Here is an 18,243-nt window from a genome sequence, read left to right on the forward strand (position 1 = left end):
GCTACACATAGCCACAAGAGGTTTCACGAACATGGGACAGAGTTTGCTCGACAAGGTGTGGGAGGCCCACACGGTGCGTGAGTTGCCGACCGGGCAGACGCAGTTGTTCATTGGGCTCCACCTGATTCACGAAGTCACCAGCCCGCAGGCGTTTCAGATGATGCGCGAGCAGGGACTGAAAATGCCCTTCCCCAATCGCACCATCGCTACCGTCGATCACATCGTGCCGACTGATACCGCTGTGCGGCCGTTCGCCGACTCACAGGCGGAAGGCATGATGAGCGCCATCGAGCGCAACTGTCGCGAGTTTGGCATTCGCTTCCTCGATCGCGCCTCAGGACAGCAAGGCATCGTTCACGTCATCGGTCCGGAATTGGGACTCACGCAGCCGGGCATCACCATCGCCTGCGGCGACAGCCACACCAGCACGCATGGCGCGTTCGGCGCGGTCGCCTTCGGCATCGGCACCAGCCAAGTGCGCGACGTGCTCGCCACCCAATGTCTCGCGATCCAACGACCGAAGGTGCGCCGCATCAGCGTCGACGGGTCACTTGCCGCGGGCGTCTATGCGAAGGACGTGACGCTGCACATCATCCGCACGCTCGGCGTGAAGGGCGGCGTCGGGCTCGCTTACGAGTACGGCGGCGCGGTGCTCGATCGCATGACGATGGAAGAGCGGATGACCGTCTGCAACATGAGCATCGAAGGCGGCGCGCGCTGCGGTTACGTCAATCCGGACGAGACGACGATCGCCTATCTTTGCGGCCGCGACTTCGTCGCGAAGGACGCGGCATTTGATCGCGCCGTGGCGTGGTGGAAATCGATGGCTTCGGATCGCGACGCCGCCTACCACGAAGTCGTGCACATCGATGCCGCCGCTATCGCCCCGACGGTGACCTGGGGCATCAACCCCGGCCAAGCGCTCGGCGTCGACGAGAAAATCCCCGCGCCCGAGTCGTTCAGCGCCGACGACCGCGAAGTCGCGGAGGACGCGTACGGCTACATGGATTTCAAGCCAGGCACGGCAATCAAAGGCACGCGCATCGACGTCGCGTTCATCGGCTCATGCACCAATGGCCGGCTCTCCGACCTGCGCGAAGCCGCCAAGGTGGCGAAGCTCGGGAAAGTGAAGCCGCACGTCAAGGCGCTCGTCGTCCCCGGCTCGCAGGCGGTCGCCAAGGCGGCGGAGGCCGAAGGGCTGCACGAGATCTTCACGGCCGCCGGCTTCGAGTGGCGGTTGCCGGGCTGCTCGATGTGTCTGGCGATGAATCCCGACAAGCTCGTCGGCCGGCAAGTGTGCGCGTCGTCGAGCAACCGCAATTTCAAAGGCCGCCAAGGCAGCCCGTCGGGACGGACGTTGCTGATGAGCCCGGCGATGGTCGCCGCCGCCGCCATCGAAGGCGCCGTCGCCGATGTACGCGAGCTGCTGAAGTGAGGGAGGATTTTTACCACGGATTACGCGGATTGCACGGATTTCAAGTTTCACTCGTCCGATCCGAATCCGTGTAATCCGCGTAATCCGTGGTAGAACTTGCGGAGACCGAGTCACGACTATGAGCCAACTGATTCCGATCACCAAAGTCGCCGGCCGACCGATTCCTCTGCGCGGCAACGACATCGACACCGACCGCATCATTCCGGCGCGCTACATGAAGGCCATCACCTTCGACGGTATGGGGCAGTACGCGTTCCACGACGCGCGATTCGATGCCGACGGCAAATCTCGTGGGCACGTGCTCGACGATCCGCGCTTTCAAGCGAAGGGGTCACGTATCGCCATCGTGAACAAAAACTTCGGCTGTGGATCGTCGCGCGAACATGCGCCGCAGGCGCTCTTGCGTTGGGGGATCAAGGCGATCGTCGGCGAGTCGTTCGCCGACATCTTCTTCGGCAACTGTGTCGCGCTCGGCATGCCGTGCGTGACCGCGAGTGCTGCGGACATCGTCGCGTTGATGGCCGCGGTCGAAGCCGATCCGGCACGCGACCTTGTCATCGATGTCGCCGCGATGACCGCGACCTACAACGGCACGACGTACAAGGTCAGCCTGCCCGACGGCGCGCGCCGGCAGTTGCTCGAAGGCACCTGGGACGCGACCCGCACGTTACTCGACGCGGCCGAGCAGACGCGCGCGACGGCAGCGCGGCTACCGTACGTCGGCGGATTCAAATCGTAGAACCTACGCCCTCGCCGCGGATTTTTGCTGGCAGGTGGCGGCAACCGAATGTATGGTTGCTGCGTGCCTCGGTTCCGTTTGCGGCCAACTGTGCCGCTGCGCAGAGACCGCCTTCCTGGTCCAAGCGTGCGGGCGATCTATGTCACGAAGGCGCTCGCCATCGTGTCTATTCTCGCGGTCTTCTGGATCACCAAACTCTTCATTTATCCCGGGCTTCCCGCGGAGCAGGACCTCGTTGTCGTTCTGCTCGTCCTCCTACCCACGTTCGCGGTGATGGTGTGGCGCGGCGAGGAGCCGGTGGCGCTGTTGGCGCTCAGCATCGGCGCCGAAATCGTCGCGGTGACCGCGGGGATCTATTTCGGTGGCGGAGTCGACAACACCAGCGGGCCGTTGCTCTATGCGCTGGTGATCGTGTTGGCCGGACTGGTCTTGTCAGAGCCCGCAAACTACCTCGCCGCCGCGGGCAGTTCCCTGGCGTACGGCGCGATGGTGTGGGTCGAGCGCGCGGGGCTGTTGCCCCATTTGCTGCCGTACGCCAAACCTCTCGACGATGCCGTGGCGACCGTGGTCATTGTCGATGCGTACCTGTTTCTTGTGGCCTGGGTTGCGTCCTACGCGGTGCGACAGATGCGGGCGGTCTACGTGCGCGCCGAGGAGATGCGCGGGGAGGCGGTGAGCGCGCTCTCGCACGACCTCAAAAACCCGCTGACGATCATTCAAGGCTACGCCGAGATCGCCGAAGACGCTCCGGCTGGCGAGCAAGCCCACTATCTCCAACGCATTCGCCACGCCGCGCAGCGTGCGCTCGATTTGGTGCACAACGTCCTTGACGCCGCCGCCATCGAAGGCCGGCCGCTCGAGCCGACGTACGAACCGATCCGGGTCAGCGAGGTCGTGCAGCAAGTGATCGATTTCCATCAGCTGGTGGCCGAAGGCAAAGGGCTTCAATTGGTCAGCGAACTGACCGATGTTGGAGCGATCATTCACGCCGATCGCCAACTGTTCAGCCGCGCCATCGGCAACCTCCTGTCCAACGCGATCAAGTTTACCGGACGCAACGGCACCGTTCGCGTCACCTCAGCCGTGAGGGATGGCAACCTAGCGGTGGCGGTCGCCGATACCGGCCCGGGAATCTCCGCAGCCGATCAGGCCGGCTTGTTCCAAAAATACAGTCGCACCGCCGCGGCACACCGCACCGAAGGTACGGGGCTGGGTCTCTACATCGTCCGTCGCATCGCCGAGGCGCACGGCGGCAGAGTTGCCGTCAGCAGCGAGATCGGTCGCGGTAGCACGTTCACCCTCGAATTGCCGATCGAACCGCGCAACTGAGCTGGGTCCTTTGCGGGATGTGCAGCGTTGAGCAGCTCGCCGAGCGCCACGAGGTGCGCACATTCATCAACCCGGTGCTTGACGAAGCGCGGACTGAGGTTCTCGTCAAAGAGTAGCTTCACGCAGCACGCGAACTAGCGAGACGGCGTTCCCGTGCCGCTGCGAATGCGAGGCAGGCCGGATGTCTTTGAGGCTGACCGGCGGCGGCGGCAGGGCCGCGGTGATGGTGATCGATGATCGTGTTCTCGCGACGGTCTCCCTCTCCTTTTTTCGGACTGCTTTATTCGCTGCTTGCTTTTGATTGTCGGCCGCCGGACAGGCGCGGAGGCTGTCCCCACGGGATCGGATCGGGATTCTGTTCGTCAGTCCCGCGATCGTCTGGCGGGAATCCATCCGGAGTCGTCGGCGAGCGAGCTCTGTAATGCGACGCGCACCAACGGGTGGTTCTGGACGCCGAGCGCGGCGGTAATGTCGGGTCTAAGCAGTCCAGCGCGGCGCGCGCTCTTGAGCAGATGCGGCAGTTTGCGTCCGCTGAGCATCTCGGCCGATTCGGCGGCGTTGATCGCTTGCTGTTCACGCATCAGTTGCGGCGCGAGGGATTCGGCATCATCGATGCCCGCGTCGCGCAGGCGCCCGATCAATCGACTTAGGAGCAGTGGGCCGGGTTGGTCCGCCACCGCGCCGAGAATCTGCCCCAGCCAGCGGCGCGCAAAGCCGATCTGCTCGTCGAGCGAGTGCTCGCGCATCCATTCGGCGATGTACAAGACGCCGAAGCCCATGTGCCGGCTCTCGTCGCGGGTGATGAGCGTGACGATTTGTTTGAGCAGTGGGTTGCGCGCGTACCGCACCAGTCCCTCGAAGATGGTCATGGCGAAGCTTTCGAGGAAGAACTGCTCGGTGGCGACCAGTTCGAGCGGGTCGCTGGCGGCGAGCAACGCGTCGAACATCATTTCAGTGCCGATATCGATGTCGTCGATCGGCTCGTTCATCTTCTCGATGAACCGGCGGTAGGCGAGGTGATGGCGAGCCTCATCCATGGCTTGGGCGACGGCGTGATTGCGGTAGTCTTCTTGCCGGAGCGAGAGGGCGAGCTTGGCGCAGACGTCCTGGGCGACGCTCTCACCGACTTGCAGGATGTTGAGGATGCGGCCGACGCCGCGGCGGGTGACACGGATTCTCACGCTCTCGGGCAACGCGCGAAAGGTGGCGGTTTGGCCAAACGGGTTCCAGTCATAGTCGACCAGCGGGTCGTCAGGTGCGAGTGGTTGGGTCCAGTCCACGTCGTTCTCGATGTCCCAGTCAGCCGAGTGCGCCTTGGCGAAGAGGGCGTTGATCCCAGGATGCCCGCTGTTGTGGAGGGAGAGCAATTCACGTGTCCGCATTGTGTCGTCCTCCGCGCGTTGGTGTGTGTGAGTTACAGCGCCGCCAAGGTCGTTGCAACCGGAACGTGTGCAACCCGAACCTTGCCGACGGCCCGTGCTTGTCTTAGTATTCGCCGCCAAATCAGGATCATGACACCGAGTAGAGGAGCGCATTGCGATGGGTGAGTTTATTCGTGTGGCAGCTCCCGCTGACATCCCGGCGGGGCAGGGGCGGACCTTCGAGGTGAACGGAAAGAAGGTGGCCGTCTTCAACTGTGACGGCGAATTCTATGCGATCGATGACACGTGCAAGCACCGCGGTGGGCCGCTCGGCGACGGCGATCTGGACGGCTGCATTGTGGCGTGCCCGTGGCACGGGTGGACGTACGATGTGACCACCGGTGTGTCGCCCGACGACCCCGACGCCGCTGTCGATCGATACGAAGTGAAAGTCGATGCCGACGGGGTACACGTGGCCGTCTGACGCGGAAGCTACCCGCGCCCGGTCCGTTATCCTGGTCGGCGGTGGAGAGAAGGTGCCTTAGCCGCGATGCACGATGAAGCCGTGCGTCGGGTCGTAGGGAGAGACGGCGACGGTGACGCGGTCGCCGGGGATCACCTTGATGTGGAATCGCCGCAAGCGACCGCTGATGCGAGCGGTGAATTGACGGCCCTTCTCGCCCTGCACGCGGAACTGGCCCCCGGCCAGCGATTCCATCACCGTGCCTTGGAACTGAATCAGATCGTCCTTCGCCACGCTGTGGGCTCCTCCTTAGGAGACCGGGCCGCGTACGCGCAGCACGCGGGCGGCTTGCCGGCGGCGGCGTCGAATCGCTTCGCGGGTCTTGCGGCGTTTGCGATCGCCGGGCTTCTCGTAGTGTTCGTGCCGCTTGAGATCCTTGAGCAGGCCCTCGCGCATCACCAGTTTTTTGAAGGTTCGTAGAGCCGACTCGACACCGCGATCGTCGACGACCACGGTGAGCGCCTGCGAGCGGCGCACCGGCGAGTGAGAGGCATCGTTGCCTCGATGACTGTGCGACGGTGCGTCTTCACGCAGCTCGCTGGTTTCTCCCATATCGTTCATCCTCCCTTGCGGCACCGGGTTGTTACCGGCGCCGGATTCAATTGCTTCGGTCGGTGCCCGCGCTCGCTTGTCCGAAAACGAATCGCGCCGCCGCAGGGCAAACACGCGCGACCGGGAACCACTCCTCACCACACTGCGCGTAACGGTCTCCAGCTTGCAGCCTCAGGCGCACCGCCTGACAGCATGCTGGGCGTTGCCAAAAAACACCGCGCTACATAGCAGTAGCGCTACCCGGAGTCGAGGCCGGCATGTCGGCGAGCCGGCCGAGTGCGAACGCTAGTGGCGCGGGCCGCCACGGGGGCCGCCGCGGCCCGCCCCCGGGTCGCGTTCACGCGCTTCGCTCACCTTGATCGGCCGCCCCTTGATGTCGCGGCCGTCAAGCTGTTCGACGGCGCGCTGGGCCTCTTCATCGGAACCCATCTCGACGAAGCCGAAGCCGCGCGATTGTCCGGTGTTGCGATCCATGATCACCGCGACCGAGTCGCAGGTGCCCACGGTCGAAAACGCCTGCCGCAGGTCTTCCTCCGTTGCGGTGTACGACAAATTCCCGATGTGCAACCTTCTCCCCATTGCCTCTTCCTTTCTTTCACGCCATCGATCGAGATGCGGTGAGGTCATCGACGCCGCGCGCGGGGAGGCCCCGTGGCCTAGCCGCGGCACCAACAGGATCGGTTATCCGAGGCGCGAGACGTCGCGGGGAACAGCGGGCGTTGCGGCCGCGGAACAAACTGTACGTTGCAGCTGACACAATCAACCAGCGCGACGCTTCTTAGCACTGCCGCCCAGCGGATCGCAAACAAAATGTAGCGCGCTGCGGCAACGGAATCGGCGGGGTCCTTTTAACCCCGGTCATGGGGGCGGCGGCGCCGCAGCGCGGCGCGAAAGTTCGGCGTACGCTTTTCGAGAAAGGCGTTGCGACCCTCCATCGCTTCGTCGGTCTGGTAGTAGAGTTCGAGGGCGCTGAAGCCCATCTCGGTGATGCCGTGGATGTGGTCGGTGTCGGCGTTAAAGGAGAACTTCGCCAGCTTGAGCGCGGTCGGGCTCTTCTCCAGCAGCTCGGCGCACCAACGCTCGACCTCGACGCGCAACTTGGCGGCGGGTACCACCTTGTTCACCAGCCCCATCTGCAAGGCGTCTTCCGCGCTGTACTGGCGGCACAGATACCAGATCTCCCGCGCCTTCTTCTCCCCGACGATGCGGGCCAGATAGGCGGTGCCGAATCCGGGGTCGACGCTGCCCACGCGGGGGCCGGTTTGGCCGAAGACGGCAGTGTCGGCGGCGATCGTCAGATCGCACAACACGTGGAGCACGTGGCCCCCGCCGATGGCGAAGCCGTTGACCATCGCGATCACCGGCTTCGGGATGCTGCGGATCACGGTGTGCAGCGAGGCCACGTCCATTCCGATGCCGGCGGCGCCTTGCCCGTAGCCGGTATCGCCTCGCTCCTTTTGGTCGCCGCCGCTGCAGAAGGCCTTGTCGCCCGCACCGGTGAGTACGACCACGCCGACATCGGGATCCGCCCACGCCTGACGAAAGGCGGCGACCAATTCGTCGACCGTGCGGGCGCGGAATGCATTGCGCACTTCCGGTCGATTGATGGTAATCCACGCGATGCCCGCGCGTGCTTCGTAGACGATGTCGGTGAACGCCATGCCCGCTCCTTCAGCCGCGCGCATCTGAGCGGGAACGCCGCGGTCCTGTCAAGCCGAGGGCGCCGCCCAGGGATGCGGATTCTCCTTGACGAAAGTGTGAACGGTCGTGCTAGAACCGTTGGTCATGAGATGGTTGGAGTTGACGACTGGCGCCCGCATGGGTGAGGGAGGGGCACGGCTCGTCCGGACGGCCCTTACCGTAGGGATCGGGACGATGCTGCTGGCGTCGCGGCTGCTGGCCGAGGTGTCGGTATCGCCGGTTGATAGCGAGTTCTTCATTGGCTCCGCCCGCACATGCACCTACAACACCAATGGTGCTCAACCGGTCGTTACCCAACAGTTCGGATCGCTCAATTTCAATCCGCCTTTGGGACTCATCCCGCTCTCGCCGGTCAGCCCGTCGACGGAAGCGTTCACCAACATTCTTACCAAGCCGGACGGCTCGTTCCTGGCTGCCACAGTGGCGGGTGATAGTCACATCCAGGTGGGTGTTGCCATTCCATTTTTTCTGGCGAAGTTTACGGGCAAGTTCTTCGTTTCCGGCTCGCAGCAAGTTTTCTTCGACATCTATCACGACGACGGCTTCGTGTTTGGGATGGATCAAGATGTGCAGCGGGTCTCGGGGCCGCTTGTTGGCGCACCGCTGAGTGGGCTCACCACCGGCGGTCTGCCCGTCATGGGTGCCTTCAACTCCTCAACGGGACCTCGCAAAAGCACCGTGGTGGTGAACTTTCCCGCCGCCGGCGAATACGAGTTTGAGTTCGATTACTTTCACTGCCGCGGACTGACGCGCACGTTTACCGTCTTTGCTGACCAGCGAGTAGTACCGCTGCTGCTCTTGACGCCGACGCCGGAGAACACTCTCACGCCGACTGTGTCGCCGACGCCGACATTGGGCACGCCCGTGCACACAGGCTCGATGACGCCGACGGTCAAACCGCACGACACCGGTACGCCGGCCGGTACGCCACCCACGCGCACGGCCACCCGAACCGTCACGCCGACGCCGACCACGACCCCCACGCCCACGCAGACGCCGACTCTGGGCGTGGGCTTCCTGATTGGCAACGATCGTGGCCAGCCAGGCGACACCGTCGTCGTCAACGTCGACTTCCAGCCGAGCGTGTCCGATGGTCGGCCGTTTGGCCCCGATGAAGTGGCGGTACTCGATGCGGTGTTGGATTTTCCGCAATTGAATTTCGATCCGACCGACAGCGACGGCGACGGGGTTCCGGACGCGATCGTATTCAATCCCTTCAACGACCCGCTGCTAGCGCCATTCGCGGTGTCGGTGTTCAATCCGGGCACCGCTGGCGCCAATCGTATGCTCGATCTGGAGATTGCCTCCGCCGCTGAAGACGAGGAGACCCTGCCCGCGGGCACGCTCATGACCATCGCGTTTCAGATTCCCGCGCGCAGCCCACTAGGCGATCTGCTGATCTCGCCGGTGGTCGTACGCGCCTCGGATGGTGCGCACAACCTGGCAACCGTGATTACGCTGAAAGCCGGCGTCGTGCGGGTTGTGGCGGCAGCGACGCCTTCACCTGGGCCGACCACACCGGTCCAGGTCGCGATCGACACTCAAGGCGGCGGCTGCGTGATTCATCCGGGCGATGCGGGTGGCGTATTTCTCTGGGTGCTTCCCGCGACCCTCCTGCTAGCGCGACGCCGCGCGGTGCTGCGCGTTCCGCGCCGCTGAGCCGATCAAGGCTCGTTTCAGCCCACCGATCGAGCGCTGGCCGCTGGCTGACACCCAGGAGTTCGCATGAGTGAGCTGACGCACCGGTATGTCGAGACCAACGGGATTCGGATGCATGCGGTCGACGCCGGCAGCGGATTCCCCGTGCTGTTGTGTCACGGCTTTCCCGAACTCTGGTACTCGTGGCGGCATCAGATTGGTGCGCTGGCCGCCGCCGGCTATCGCGCGATTGCTCCTGATCAACGGGGCTTCGGGGAGACCGATGCGCCGGCCGCGATCGAGACATACTCCATTCATCACCTGGTGGGCGATCTCACCGGCCTGCTCGACGCGCTCGAGATCGACAAGGCGGTGATTGTCGGACACGACTGGGGCGGGCTGGTGGTGTGGCAGATGGCGCTGCTCGCGCCGCATCGCGTTGCCGGCGTCGTGGGCATCAACACTCCGTTTTTTCCGCGCTTGCCGATGAACCCGTTGGTGATGATGCGTGCCGCGGCGCAGGGCAGCTTTCACTACGTCCTCTATTTCCAAGAGCCCGGCGTCGCCGAAGCCGAACTCGATCGCGATCCGCGGCGGACCTTGCGCGGGTTCTACCAAGGGCCGAACCGCGCGGCGATGGAACTGGTGCGCGATCTCTCTCCCGGTGTGTTCGGTCCGGCCGAAGGTGGTCTGCTCGACCGGTTGCCCGACAATGCACCGAGTGACTTCCTCACCGCGGCCGACTTCGATGTCTTCGCCGCAGCGTTCACCAAGACGGGTTTTCGCGGTGGACTCAACTGGTACCGCAACTTCGAGCGCAACTGGGAGACCACGGCGTATCTCGTTGGCGCCAAGGTCATGCAGCCGGCGTTGATGATCACCGCCGAGCTCGATCCCGTGTTGCGACCGGAGATGGCCGCGGGCATGGAGCTGTGGGTGCCGAACCTGCGTCAGACCGTGCTCGTGAATGAATCGGGACATTGGACGCAGCAAGAGAAGCCCGCGGAAGTGAACGCGGCGCTGCTGCAGTTCCTGGCGGAGTTTCGAAAGTAGCGCGGACGCGCCGATGCGTTACCGATCTGCGGCTTCGCGAATCAGCGCCTGCACCTGTTCGCGCAATGAGGCGCGGCGCGCGCCGAAGCGGCTGCGGGTAGAGAAAGCGACTTCCTTGCCGACAATGTCGGCAGTGATCAAATCACTGACGAACTGACAGATGGCGCGGCGCATTTGCTGTCGCCGCGCGTGCACGCGGGCATCGCGCTGCGCGGGGGTCAACCCCTTCTCGCGCGGATCGGGCAGCGTGTCACTGTGGACCTGCTTGAGCACGCGCCGCAAGCGCAGCTCCCAGCCGGCGGGCAACACAATGAGTAACTCGCCGTGTTTGCGGCCGGGTCGAGTGCGAATGGGTTGCGGGCGTGCCATCGGGTCATCTGCTGTGGGGTCTTCGGGTAGCAGGAAAGCCCGGCGCTTGTCGAGCGCAAAGTACGGAATGCCCTTCGCGCCCGAGGCCCGTTTCGCGCGTTGGCGTTCGCAAGTGGCGAGCGTCTGTCGAACTGACGGAGGTCATCTCGTTTCCTGCGGATCGACATTCGGTCTCACCCTACCGAACGGTAGGAAGGGCGTGGTCCCGTTGTCGCGCGGCGAGGATCAGGAGGAGAGGTTGACCGATGCGAAGTCGGTTTCCAGAATGAGATGATGAGGGCGATGAACGTTGCAGACACGGCCCGCCCGGATCCGTTCGGCTTCGATCCGACAACCGCCGAGCGCTGGCTCGGGTACGTACGGGCAGTCTTGTGGCCATACTTCCGGCCGCAAGTGATGGGTACGGAGCATTTGCCGCGTGGCCGCGCGCTCATCGTCGGTTGCCACTCCGGCGTGGTGCCGTACGACGCGGCGTGTACGTTGGTGGCGATCCACGAGGCGACAGGGCGCTTCTCGCGCGCCATTGGTGACAACCTCTTCGGCCGCATCGGCGTGGTCGAGAACTTCTTGCGTCGGCAGGGGGCGTTGGTGGGTCACCCGGACGTGGTTGCGGGGTTGTTGCGCGCGGGTCATATGGTGCTCGTGTTTCCTGGCGGCGCAAAGGACATGGAACGGCCCTACCTGACGCAGCGCTATCAAGTGTTGCCGCATCGTGGCTTCGCGCCCGGCCGCGGTGGGTACATCAAGCTGGCGCTGCGCACTCGCACACCGATCGTGCCGCTCGCCGTGGTCGGTGCCGAGGAAGCGCACGTCATGCTCGGCAGCGTTCCCGGGCTCGGGCCGGTCTTGGGCATGCCGTTCTTTCCGCTCCTGCTCTTCCCTGTGCCGCTGCCGGTGCGCTTGTACATCCGTTTTGGCAAGCCGATCACGTTGCCGGGCACGCCGGCGGACGCGCACGATCAAACCCGCGTGGATCAATTGAACGAGATGGTGCGCCGGCGCATTCAACGGCTGATTGCCGACACCGTGACGCGCCGGCGCGGCCTCATCTTCAGCGAGTATCGCAATGGACGCGCGCACCCGCAGTGAACGGCCCAGCGTCGAATTCGTCCGCACGGCCGACGACTGGGATCTGGCGCTGCACCGCTATCGCAGCGCGCGCAGCGATCTGCCGCCGGTGATTCTCTGCGCCGGCTACGCGTGTAATCGCCACTTCCTCGATTTCGACGAGCGTTACTCGCTCGCGCGCTTCCTGGCGCGGCGCGGCTTCGACACCTGGGTGCTCGAACTGCGCGGCCGTGGCTACAGTGAGGCCGCCGGCGATTCATCGCCGAATCGCAGTTGGACGTTTGACGACTTGGTCCAGTTCGATGTGCCCGCAGCAATTGCGCATGTACGGGCGCGTTGCGCGGGGCGCCCGCCGGTGTGGATCGGCCACAGTATGGGCGGCATGGTGATGTATGCCGCGTTGGGCGCGAACGCCGCGCTGACTGAATCGGTCGCGGGCTTCGTCGCGATGGCGTCACCGGTCGCGTTTCCGCCGATCGCCTCATGGATGGCGCAGCGACTCGGCGAGTTTCTGCTGTTGCTGCCGTTTCCGGCGCGCTTGCCGCAGCACAACATTCTCGTCGCGTTGTGGTCCCTGGCGGGAAATTCCTCGCGCGCGTCGCAGGTCGGCATGAACCCGTACAATCTCGACCATGCCGCCTTCGGGCGCGCGCTGCGGCAATTCATCTGCAATGTCCCGCGCCGCAAGTTGCAGCAGTTCGTGCGCTGGTCGCTGACCGGCGCCTTTCGCTCTGCCGACGGCAGTGTCGACTACCGCGCGAATCTGCCCCGCATCACCACGCCCGCCTTCATCATCGCCGGCGCCGCCGACCAGCTCGCGACGCCGGAGATCGTGGGGCTGGCCTACGATCGCATCGGCTCGCCGGCCAAACGCTACCGCGAGTTCGCCGCCGGCCCCGGCGTCAGCGCCGACTACGGCCACGTCGATCTCATCTTCGGGTCACGCGCACCGGACGAGGTGTTCCCAGCCATCAGCAGCTGGATTGAAACCGAGTTCGAATCGGAGGTGCGGTCATGACAACGCGTGTGCGTTTCGGGATTCAAACTGGCCAGCAGTTCGCCACGTGGGACGAGATCGTTCGCATTTGGCAACGCGCCGAAGTGCTCGGCTACGACACCGCGTGGACCTACGATCACTTCGTCGCGGTCATGATGGATCCGTTCGATCCGTGCCTCGAAGCCTGGAGTTGCTTGGCGGCGTTGGCGGTGCACACGCAACGGATTCGCATCGGCGCATTGGTCACCGGCAACACCTACCGCCACCCGGCGATTCTGGCGAAGATCGTCACTACGCTCGACGTGATCAGCGGCGGGCGGTTGGAATTCGGGATCGGCGCGGGCTGGTACGAGCCGGAGCACGCGATGTTCGGTCTGCACTTCGGCTCGGCGCGCGAACGCTGCGAGCGGCTCGACGAGGCGCTCACGGTCATGCGGGCGCTGTGGTGCGAGCGGCAGGCGACCGTCGCGGGCACGCATTACCAACTGATTGGGGCGATTGCCGAACCGAAGCCGGTGCAGCAGCCGCACCCGCCGATCACGGTTGCTGGCGCGGGGGAGAAGCGCTTGCTTCCGATCGTGGCGAAGCACGCGAATGCCTGGAGTTCGTTCGGCTCACCCGAGGTCTACCAACGCAAGATCGGAATTCTGCGCGGCTACTGCGACACCGCGCAACGCGATTGCGACGCGATCGAGAAGGCGATCCTGGTGCCGACCGCGATCACCGACGACCTCGCGACCGCCGCACCGATGATTCAGGGCTACGCGATGTATCAGGGTCTCAGCGAAGCGGAAGCCCGTCGCTGGATGCTGCTCGGGAGTGCGGATGACGTGTGCCGGCAGATCGACGCGTTCATCGCCGTCGGCGTTACGCACTTCGTCGTGACGTTGTCGCCGTACAACTTCGACGTCTTCGAGCGGTTCGCGTCCGACGTAATGCCGCGCTATCGCTGACGGAGCTGTGCCCGCCTCGGAATTCCGATTCCTTGTAGGGGCGACGCATGCGTCGCCCGCGAATGGACGCATGCACAGTGGTGAAGACGGAGGGCGATGCATGCATCGCCCCTACAGTTCGGAGACGGCGCGCTTAGTGCGCAGCGCTCTGCGCCGGTCGATCAATCACGAGATCACTATGCTGGCGGCGAAAGGTCTCCGCGACGTGGCAGTTCCAGCACACCGGTTGGTGCGACTGGAGCAAGTCGGGCAATTGCTCGCTGGCGATCTGGCTCCACTCCAAAGTCAGCCCGCCCGGCGCCATCAGAGCGGTGTGGTGTCCCCACGACTCAATGCCGTCGAAGCTCGCGCCGCACAGCACACAGTGCTTGCCGGCGTAAAATTTCGCCAGCATCGTGTGGACGAGACATTCCTCCGGCGCCGACTCGATCTGCCGCAGGCATTCCTGTCCGCAGTCGTGCCGCTCGGGCCAGCGCGAACATCGCGCGAGCTTGATGTCGGCGCGACCGGCAACGGTGGTGAACGCCGCGTGGCGGGCGTCGACTTGGACTGCGGCCGCGCGCTGATTCTCGGGGCAGGTGATTACCCTGGTGCCTCGGAATCGCCGGTACACGTCGGCTGCGATGGGAACCACAACGTAAAGCGTACCGAGCGCGAAGATCGCGGCAACAACCAAAAGTGCATCGAGGCCTGTCATGATGTGGCCCTCCTTTCCTCAGGGATCATCGCCGGTGCCATTGCGGCCATCTTCGGTTCGTTGTGCGCCGGCGATGCGGCCATCACCGCCGCGGCGGGTTGCTTGCGCCGCGCCGGGCGACGAGCGCGGCTATCGACCAGTTGCAGCGCGTGCATGGTCGGCCGCGCCCGTGACGAGATCCGGCGCTCGATCTCGTCGAGTTCGGTTTCGAGATGCTGGCGGATACGTTCCGGATCAGGAATCGCGGCGGGGTCGGCATCGATGCCGACGCCGACGGAATCCCCGTACGAGACCAAGGCGATCGCAATGGGCGTGCCCAGCATGACCGGGGCGAAGGCGTACACGCCGTCGATCTTCGCTCCGGCCAGGTAGCGCTGCACGGACGGGCCGGGGACGTTGGAGCAGATGAGATGAATGCGCCCGCTCGCTTGCCGCGCCAAGAAGCGAAACCCTGCCGCCGGCACCAGCGCAATGGCCTGCATCAACGCCTGATACGAAGCGCTCTTACCGTTGCCCTTCGAAAGTTTCGTCTGCGCGCGAATCCGCGCGAGCCGCGCCAAGGGGTTGCGCAGACCAACCGGCAACATCACGTTGAATGCCCCGACGCGATTGCCCAAGGTGTGGCTCTCATGATCTTGCCGCAGACTCATCGGCACGACGCACGCGACTTCTTCCATGCGAATGCCGAGATCGCGGTGGTAGCGCCCCAGGGCGCCGGCCACCGTTGTCAGCACGAGGTCGTTGAGCGTGCCGCCGAGTGCGTCTTTGATTCGCCGCAGACGCGGCAGCGAGAACGTGGTGCCGTCCAGCCGCCGGCCGATGCCGGTGCAGCGTGCCGCGAGTGGATCCGCGAGCGGTGGCACGGTCATGTCGCGCAGTAGATCGCCGACACGGCCGGCGGTGCGGACCATCTCATCGATCGCCGGCAGCGGATCGTTCAACGCGCGCACGACGCTGCGCGAGGCGGCGGCGACCACGCCGGCCGCCGCGCGGACAACGGCGCGGATCTGGCGCGCGAGCACCGGCGACCGCGCGCCTGACGTTGGCGGCGCCTCGGCGCGGTGTGGCACCCGAATCGGTTCGCTGCGCCCGGCTTGCGTCATCGCGTCGAACAGCGCGACGGCGCCCGCCCCATCCATCACCGAGTGATGCATCTTGATGAACAACGCGGCGCGGTCGTGTTCGAGACCCTCGATGAGGTAGGCCTCCCACAGCGGGCGCAGGTGGTCGAGCGGCGTGGCGAATACCGCCCCCGCGAAGTCGAAGAGGTGACGCTGGTTGGCAGGCGGCGGCAGGATGATCGAACGCAGATGATAGTCGAGGTCGAACGCGGGATCGTCGACCCACTCGGGAAGTCCGATTGCCAGCGCTTCGACGACGCGGTGATGCAAACGCGGCACGTGGGCCACCAGTCGCTCCATCGCGGCGCGGAAGCGGCGCCGATCGGGGGCCTGGTCGAGCGCGAAAATCCCCGCCACCAAGGGACGGAGATGCGGTGTCGCCGCCTCCGCGTACCAGAAGAACGCGTCGGTCGGCAGCATCCGCGATGCTAGTTGAAATGCAGAATGACCTCGACTCGGACGTGCCATCGTTCTGCCTCCGCGGCGCCGACGCCGATGAACTCTGTGTGTCTTATCGTGCTGCGAGGCGACTGAATGCACTGAGTCCGATCAGGCATTCAGCTGACGAAAGTCACTTCAAACAACTTCGCGATAGCCGAAGGCCATGAACAGGCCCAGGCCGATGACGAGCGCTGGCCAAACGAGTCGCGCGCTCCGCTGCGGGATCAGATCGCGCAGACTCAGCCAGCGCACGGCGCCCGCGAACAATCCCAAGGCGCCTAATACCGCGTGCTGGACGTTGATGAGATTGGTCAGATCATCGCTGGCGCGCAGGGAGGAGTGCGCGTGACCGAGTAGGAGCACGCTGCCGACGATCATGATGATGGGCAACGCGTACCCGAGGGGTCGTTGCGTCGCCGGCCGCCCGTGATCGCGCCAGCCAAGCCAGACCATGGCCAGGACCAATAGCGCGCCGAAGTTGTGCTCAAGGATCTGCGGATCGCTCACCACATCCCAGAATCCGATCTGGCGCACCAGCCATATATCCGGATCGGCAAACACGGCGATGAACGCCGCGAGTGGGAGCAGCAGCAATGGCCAGCAGCGGGCGGCGCCGTCACCGATCAGTCCGCCCCAACTCTGCAGCAACCAACACAGACCCAGGAAGATGACGAACACGCCGGACCAGTTGTGCGTGAACTCCGAATAGCGCAGGTCGTCAATCGTGCGTGTCGGTGTCCCCACAAAAGCCGACGGATCGACGAATGTTGTCGATGGCAAGTCTGGCGAGAGCAACGCGTGGATTTGCACGGGTGTGAGTTGGAGCGATCCGTCATCTCCCGGCGGCGAGACCGACGCCACGACGCCGGCGACGGTGATCGCCAGTAGCCCAGCGGTCACTTCGAGTTCGAGCATCTTGCCGAATCGCCGCAGCACGGGCGTCGCAAAATTGGGCGTGGCGGCGAGCTTCAGCAGGGCAGGGCGAGTGATGCGGAAGTTGATGAACCCGGCGACGACCACGGGTGTCAGCAACACCAGCTTGACGATCAGCGTGAGCCCGTAAGCCGAGGTCAGCATCGCACCGGGTGTTGCCAGATAGCGTACCGCCGCCAACACGCCGGACGCGGACATTAGAACCACCGCCGTCAACGCGAGCGGCGAAAAGCGCCGGACGATATCCGCGATCAGCGCGATCGCGGGGGCATCGGAGAGTCGTTGAATCTTTGAGCGGGCCGCGAGCAGATGAACCAGCACGCCCATCCACGCAGCCGCGGCACCGATGTGTGTGATCTGCGACGCGATCGCCAGCACCCGCCCGGCCGGCTGCGCCGCCGCATGACTGACGAGGCTGGTGCACACGACCGCGCTCATCCCCAACGCGACGACGATCCACCACTTTCGCTCGGTTGCGAGTTGCGCGGCGCCCGCGGCGAGTAAGAGCAACGCCGCGCGTCCAACGCTCAACTGCCCGACGGCTGTCTCGGTTGCGAAGCGCACGACCAACGCCAGGTCGACGCCACCGAAGATCGTCCGGCCTTGCACTTCTGCCACTTGCACGAACAGGTCGGCGAGCGTCGCCATCGCAGCCGTCAGGGCGCCGCGCACGACCCATCGCGTGATGGAGTCGCACAGCCGCCGGCTGAAGTCGTCGCGCGCCGAGTGCGGTCCCAGTGAGCGGAGCGCGGGGCGCAAGAACGCGACGATCAGAAAAGCTCCGCCCAGCGCGATGATCAGGCCGATCAGCTGCAGCGCATGGAGCGCGGAGTGTTCCATTCGGCTGGTGGGTGCGTCGCGTGGCTGGGTTAGTTGGATCCGAGTACGTGAAACGTGAATCGGCCGGGCGCGCTGTGGCCGTCGCGCGACAGCACGCGAAACTCCACGGCGTACTCGCCGGGTGGCAGCGGTTGGACGTCGACAATGAGGTGTGTGCGATCCTTCGGGTCCACCGTGGCGCTACCCTGCTTCAGATCGGTGCGCTGCTTGGCGGTCACTTCGGCCGCCGCGAACACTTCGATGGAGTTGAATCCGTCGTCGAGCAGTTCATTGAACCACAGGTCGATTCGTTTTGGGGTCTGGGACAGTCGCGCGTTCTTGACGGGAGTCGAGCGCACCATGCGGGCATGCGCGAATGCGGAGTGCGGCACCGCCAAAATCATCCCAGCCACGACGAGACTACTCAGGGCAAGATGACCACGGGCGTTCATCAGGGACCTTCAGTCCAAAGATTCACGTAGAAGTCAAACGACCGCATGATCGCACAACGACC

19 protein-coding genes are annotated in these 18,243 nt (G+C 64.7%); 9 read left to right on the plus strand and 10 right to left on the minus strand.

Annotated features, from left to right (window positions below; genetic code table 11):
- The first annotated feature begins 31 nt into the window (after positions 1-31).
- The 3 genes from leuC (at position 32) to HYR72_12650 (ending at position 3,503) form a co-directional block, all read left to right on the plus strand.
- The gene (gene leuC / locus HYR72_12640) at positions 32-1,435 is read left to right on the plus strand and encodes a 3-isopropylmalate dehydratase large subunit (protein MBI1815818.1); all 1,404 of its coding nucleotides are present in this window, start codon (positions 32-34) and stop codon (positions 1,433-1,435) included.
- A 118-nt stretch (positions 1,436-1,553) separates the two neighbouring features.
- On the plus strand, positions 1,554-2,174 hold the full coding sequence (gene leuD, locus HYR72_12645) for a 3-isopropylmalate dehydratase small subunit (GenBank protein MBI1815819.1): 621 nt from the start codon (positions 1,554-1,556) through the stop codon (positions 2,172-2,174).
- Positions 2,175-2,336: 162 nt separating this feature from the next.
- Positions 2,337-3,503, plus strand: a complete 1,167-nt coding sequence (locus tag HYR72_12650) for a HAMP domain-containing histidine kinase (GenBank protein MBI1815820.1) — start codon at positions 2,337-2,339, stop codon at positions 3,501-3,503.
- A 362-nt stretch (positions 3,504-3,865) separates the two neighbouring features.
- Here HYR72_12650 and HYR72_12655 read toward each other — a convergent pair whose 3' ends face one another.
- On the minus strand, positions 3,866-4,885 hold the full coding sequence (locus tag HYR72_12655; protein MBI1815821.1) for a ferritin-like domain-containing protein: 1,020 nt from the start codon (positions 4,883-4,885) through the stop codon (positions 3,866-3,868).
- Positions 4,886-5,042: 157 nt separating this feature from the next.
- Between HYR72_12655 and HYR72_12660 the strand changes: the two genes are divergently transcribed.
- Positions 5,043-5,348, plus strand: a complete 306-nt coding sequence (locus tag HYR72_12660; protein ID MBI1815822.1) for a Rieske 2Fe-2S domain-containing protein — start codon at positions 5,043-5,045, stop codon at positions 5,346-5,348.
- 57 nt (positions 5,349-5,405) lie between these two features.
- Here the strand turns inward: HYR72_12660 and infA are convergent, their stop codons facing one another.
- The 4 genes from infA to menB form a co-directional block, all read right to left on the minus strand.
- Positions 5,406-5,621, minus strand: a complete 216-nt coding sequence (infA, locus tag HYR72_12665; GenBank protein MBI1815823.1) for a translation initiation factor IF-1 — start codon at positions 5,619-5,621, stop codon at positions 5,406-5,408.
- Positions 5,622-5,636: 15 nt separating this feature from the next.
- Positions 5,637-5,939 (minus strand): 30S ribosomal protein S21, encoded by a 303-nt coding sequence (gene rpsU, locus HYR72_12670; GenBank protein MBI1815824.1) that lies wholly within the window; start codon positions 5,937-5,939, stop codon positions 5,637-5,639.
- Positions 5,940-6,224: 285 nt separating this feature from the next.
- A complete protein-coding gene (locus HYR72_12675; GenBank protein MBI1815825.1) occupies positions 6,225-6,518 on the minus strand; it encodes an RNA-binding protein in 294 nt (97 codons plus the stop codon).
- A 269-nt stretch (positions 6,519-6,787) separates the two neighbouring features.
- The gene (gene menB / locus HYR72_12680; GenBank protein ID MBI1815826.1) at positions 6,788-7,600 is read right to left on the minus strand and encodes a 1,4-dihydroxy-2-naphthoyl-CoA synthase; all 813 of its coding nucleotides are present in this window, start codon (positions 7,598-7,600) and stop codon (positions 6,788-6,790) included.
- Positions 7,601-7,814: 214 nt separating this feature from the next.
- Here menB and HYR72_12685 point away from each other — a divergent pair, with 214 nt between their 5' ends.
- Together HYR72_12685 and HYR72_12690 are read left to right on the plus strand one after the other, a co-directional pair.
- Positions 7,815-9,299: a hypothetical protein gene (locus HYR72_12685; GenBank protein ID MBI1815827.1), complete on the plus strand. Its 1,485-nt coding sequence runs from the start codon at positions 7,815-7,817 to the stop codon at positions 9,297-9,299.
- 66 nt (positions 9,300-9,365) lie between these two features.
- Positions 9,366-10,331, plus strand: a complete 966-nt coding sequence (locus HYR72_12690) for an alpha/beta hydrolase (protein ID MBI1815828.1) — start codon at positions 9,366-9,368, stop codon at positions 10,329-10,331.
- Between the two features lie 18 nt (positions 10,332-10,349).
- On the opposite strand, the gene HYR72_12695 is transcribed toward HYR72_12690, so the two are convergent.
- Complete coding sequence (locus tag HYR72_12695) at positions 10,350-10,700, minus strand: hypothetical protein (GenBank protein ID MBI1815829.1); 351 nt, start codon at positions 10,698-10,700, stop codon at positions 10,350-10,352.
- A 282-nt stretch (positions 10,701-10,982) separates the two neighbouring features.
- On the opposite strand from HYR72_12695, the gene HYR72_12700 reads away from it, so the two are divergent.
- Genes HYR72_12700 through HYR72_12710 form a run of 3 tightly spaced genes read left to right on the plus strand, consistent with a single transcriptional unit; the run spans position 10,983 to position 13,718 of the window.
- Positions 10,983-11,789 carry an acyltransferase family protein gene (locus tag HYR72_12700; protein MBI1815830.1) on the plus strand — a complete coding sequence of 269 codons (807 nt, stop codon included), beginning with the start codon at positions 10,983-10,985 and terminating at the stop codon, positions 11,787-11,789.
- Positions 11,767-12,786, plus strand: a complete 1,020-nt coding sequence (locus tag HYR72_12705; GenBank protein MBI1815831.1) for an alpha/beta fold hydrolase — start codon at positions 11,767-11,769, stop codon at positions 12,784-12,786. Before HYR72_12700 ends, HYR72_12705 begins: the two co-directional genes overlap by 23 nt.
- Entirely contained in the window at positions 12,783-13,718 is a 936-nt protein-coding gene (locus HYR72_12710) for a TIGR03560 family F420-dependent LLM class oxidoreductase (GenBank protein ID MBI1815832.1), read from the plus strand. Before HYR72_12705 ends, HYR72_12710 begins: the two co-directional genes overlap by 4 nt.
- Positions 13,719-13,851: 133 nt before the next feature.
- Here the strand turns inward: HYR72_12710 and HYR72_12715 are convergent, their stop codons facing one another.
- From HYR72_12715 to HYR72_12730, 4 genes are all read right to left on the minus strand, one after another.
- On the minus strand, positions 13,852-14,415 hold the full coding sequence (locus HYR72_12715) for a hypothetical protein (protein ID MBI1815833.1): 564 nt from the start codon (positions 14,413-14,415) through the stop codon (positions 13,852-13,854).
- Positions 14,412-15,956, minus strand: coding sequence for a wax ester/triacylglycerol synthase family O-acyltransferase (locus HYR72_12720; GenBank protein ID MBI1815834.1), 1,545 nt, complete (start codon positions 15,954-15,956; stop codon positions 14,412-14,414). The genes HYR72_12715 and HYR72_12720 overlap by 4 nt, the downstream gene beginning before the upstream one ends.
- 156 nt (positions 15,957-16,112) lie before the next feature.
- Positions 16,113-17,750 (minus strand): CopD family protein, encoded by a 1,638-nt coding sequence (locus HYR72_12725; protein ID MBI1815835.1) that lies wholly within the window; start codon positions 17,748-17,750, stop codon positions 16,113-16,115.
- Positions 17,751-17,779: 29 nt separating this feature from the next.
- Positions 17,780-18,142: a copper resistance protein CopC gene (locus HYR72_12730; GenBank protein MBI1815836.1), complete on the minus strand. Its 363-nt coding sequence runs from the start codon at positions 18,140-18,142 to the stop codon at positions 17,780-17,782.
- Positions 18,143-18,243: the final 101 nt, after the last annotated feature.

It is taken from the genome of Deltaproteobacteria bacterium, from assembly GCA_016178705.1.
GTDB lineage: Bacteria > Desulfobacterota > Binatia > HRBIN30 > JACQVA1 > JACOST01.

Excerpts from the sequence above, each read along its gene's own strand:
- leuC (MBI1815818.1), top strand. The coding sequence starts at position 32 with ATGGGACAGAGTTTGCTCGACAAGGTGTGGGAGGCCCACACGGTGCGT.
- leuD (MBI1815819.1), top strand. The coding sequence starts at position 1,554 with ATGAGCCAACTGATTCCGATCACCAAAGTCGCCGGCCGACCGATTCCT.
- HYR72_12655 (MBI1815821.1), bottom strand. The coding sequence starts at position 4,885 with ATGCGGACACGTGAATTGCTCTCCCTCCACAACAGCGGGCATCCTGGG.
- HYR72_12660 (MBI1815822.1), top strand. The coding sequence starts at position 5,043 with ATGGGTGAGTTTATTCGTGTGGCAGCTCCCGCTGACATCCCGGCGGGG.
- rpsU (MBI1815824.1), bottom strand. The coding sequence starts at position 5,939 with ATGGGAGAAACCAGCGAGCTGCGTGAAGACGCACCGTCGCACAGTCAT.
- HYR72_12675 (MBI1815825.1), bottom strand. The coding sequence starts at position 6,518 with ATGGGGAGAAGGTTGCACATCGGGAATTTGTCGTACACCGCAACGGAG.
- menB (MBI1815826.1), bottom strand. The coding sequence starts at position 7,600 with ATGGCGTTCACCGACATCGTCTACGAAGCACGCGCGGGCATCGCGTGG.
- HYR72_12685 (MBI1815827.1), top strand. The coding sequence starts at position 7,815 with ATGCTGCTGGCGTCGCGGCTGCTGGCCGAGGTGTCGGTATCGCCGGTT.
- HYR72_12690 (MBI1815828.1), top strand. The coding sequence starts at position 9,366 with ATGAGTGAGCTGACGCACCGGTATGTCGAGACCAACGGGATTCGGATG.
- HYR72_12695 (MBI1815829.1), bottom strand. The coding sequence starts at position 10,700 with ATGGCACGCCCGCAACCCATTCGCACTCGACCCGGCCGCAAACACGGC.
- HYR72_12700 (MBI1815830.1), top strand. The coding sequence starts at position 10,983 with ATGAACGTTGCAGACACGGCCCGCCCGGATCCGTTCGGCTTCGATCCG.
- HYR72_12705 (MBI1815831.1), top strand. The coding sequence starts at position 11,767 with ATGGACGCGCGCACCCGCAGTGAACGGCCCAGCGTCGAATTCGTCCGC.
- HYR72_12710 (MBI1815832.1), top strand. The coding sequence starts at position 12,783 with ATGACAACGCGTGTGCGTTTCGGGATTCAAACTGGCCAGCAGTTCGCC.
- HYR72_12715 (MBI1815833.1), bottom strand. The coding sequence starts at position 14,415 with ATGACAGGCCTCGATGCACTTTTGGTTGTTGCCGCGATCTTCGCGCTC.
- HYR72_12720 (MBI1815834.1), bottom strand. The coding sequence starts at position 15,956 with ATGCTGCCGACCGACGCGTTCTTCTGGTACGCGGAGGCGGCGACACCG.
- HYR72_12725 (MBI1815835.1), bottom strand. The coding sequence starts at position 17,750 with ATGGAACACTCCGCGCTCCATGCGCTGCAGCTGATCGGCCTGATCATC.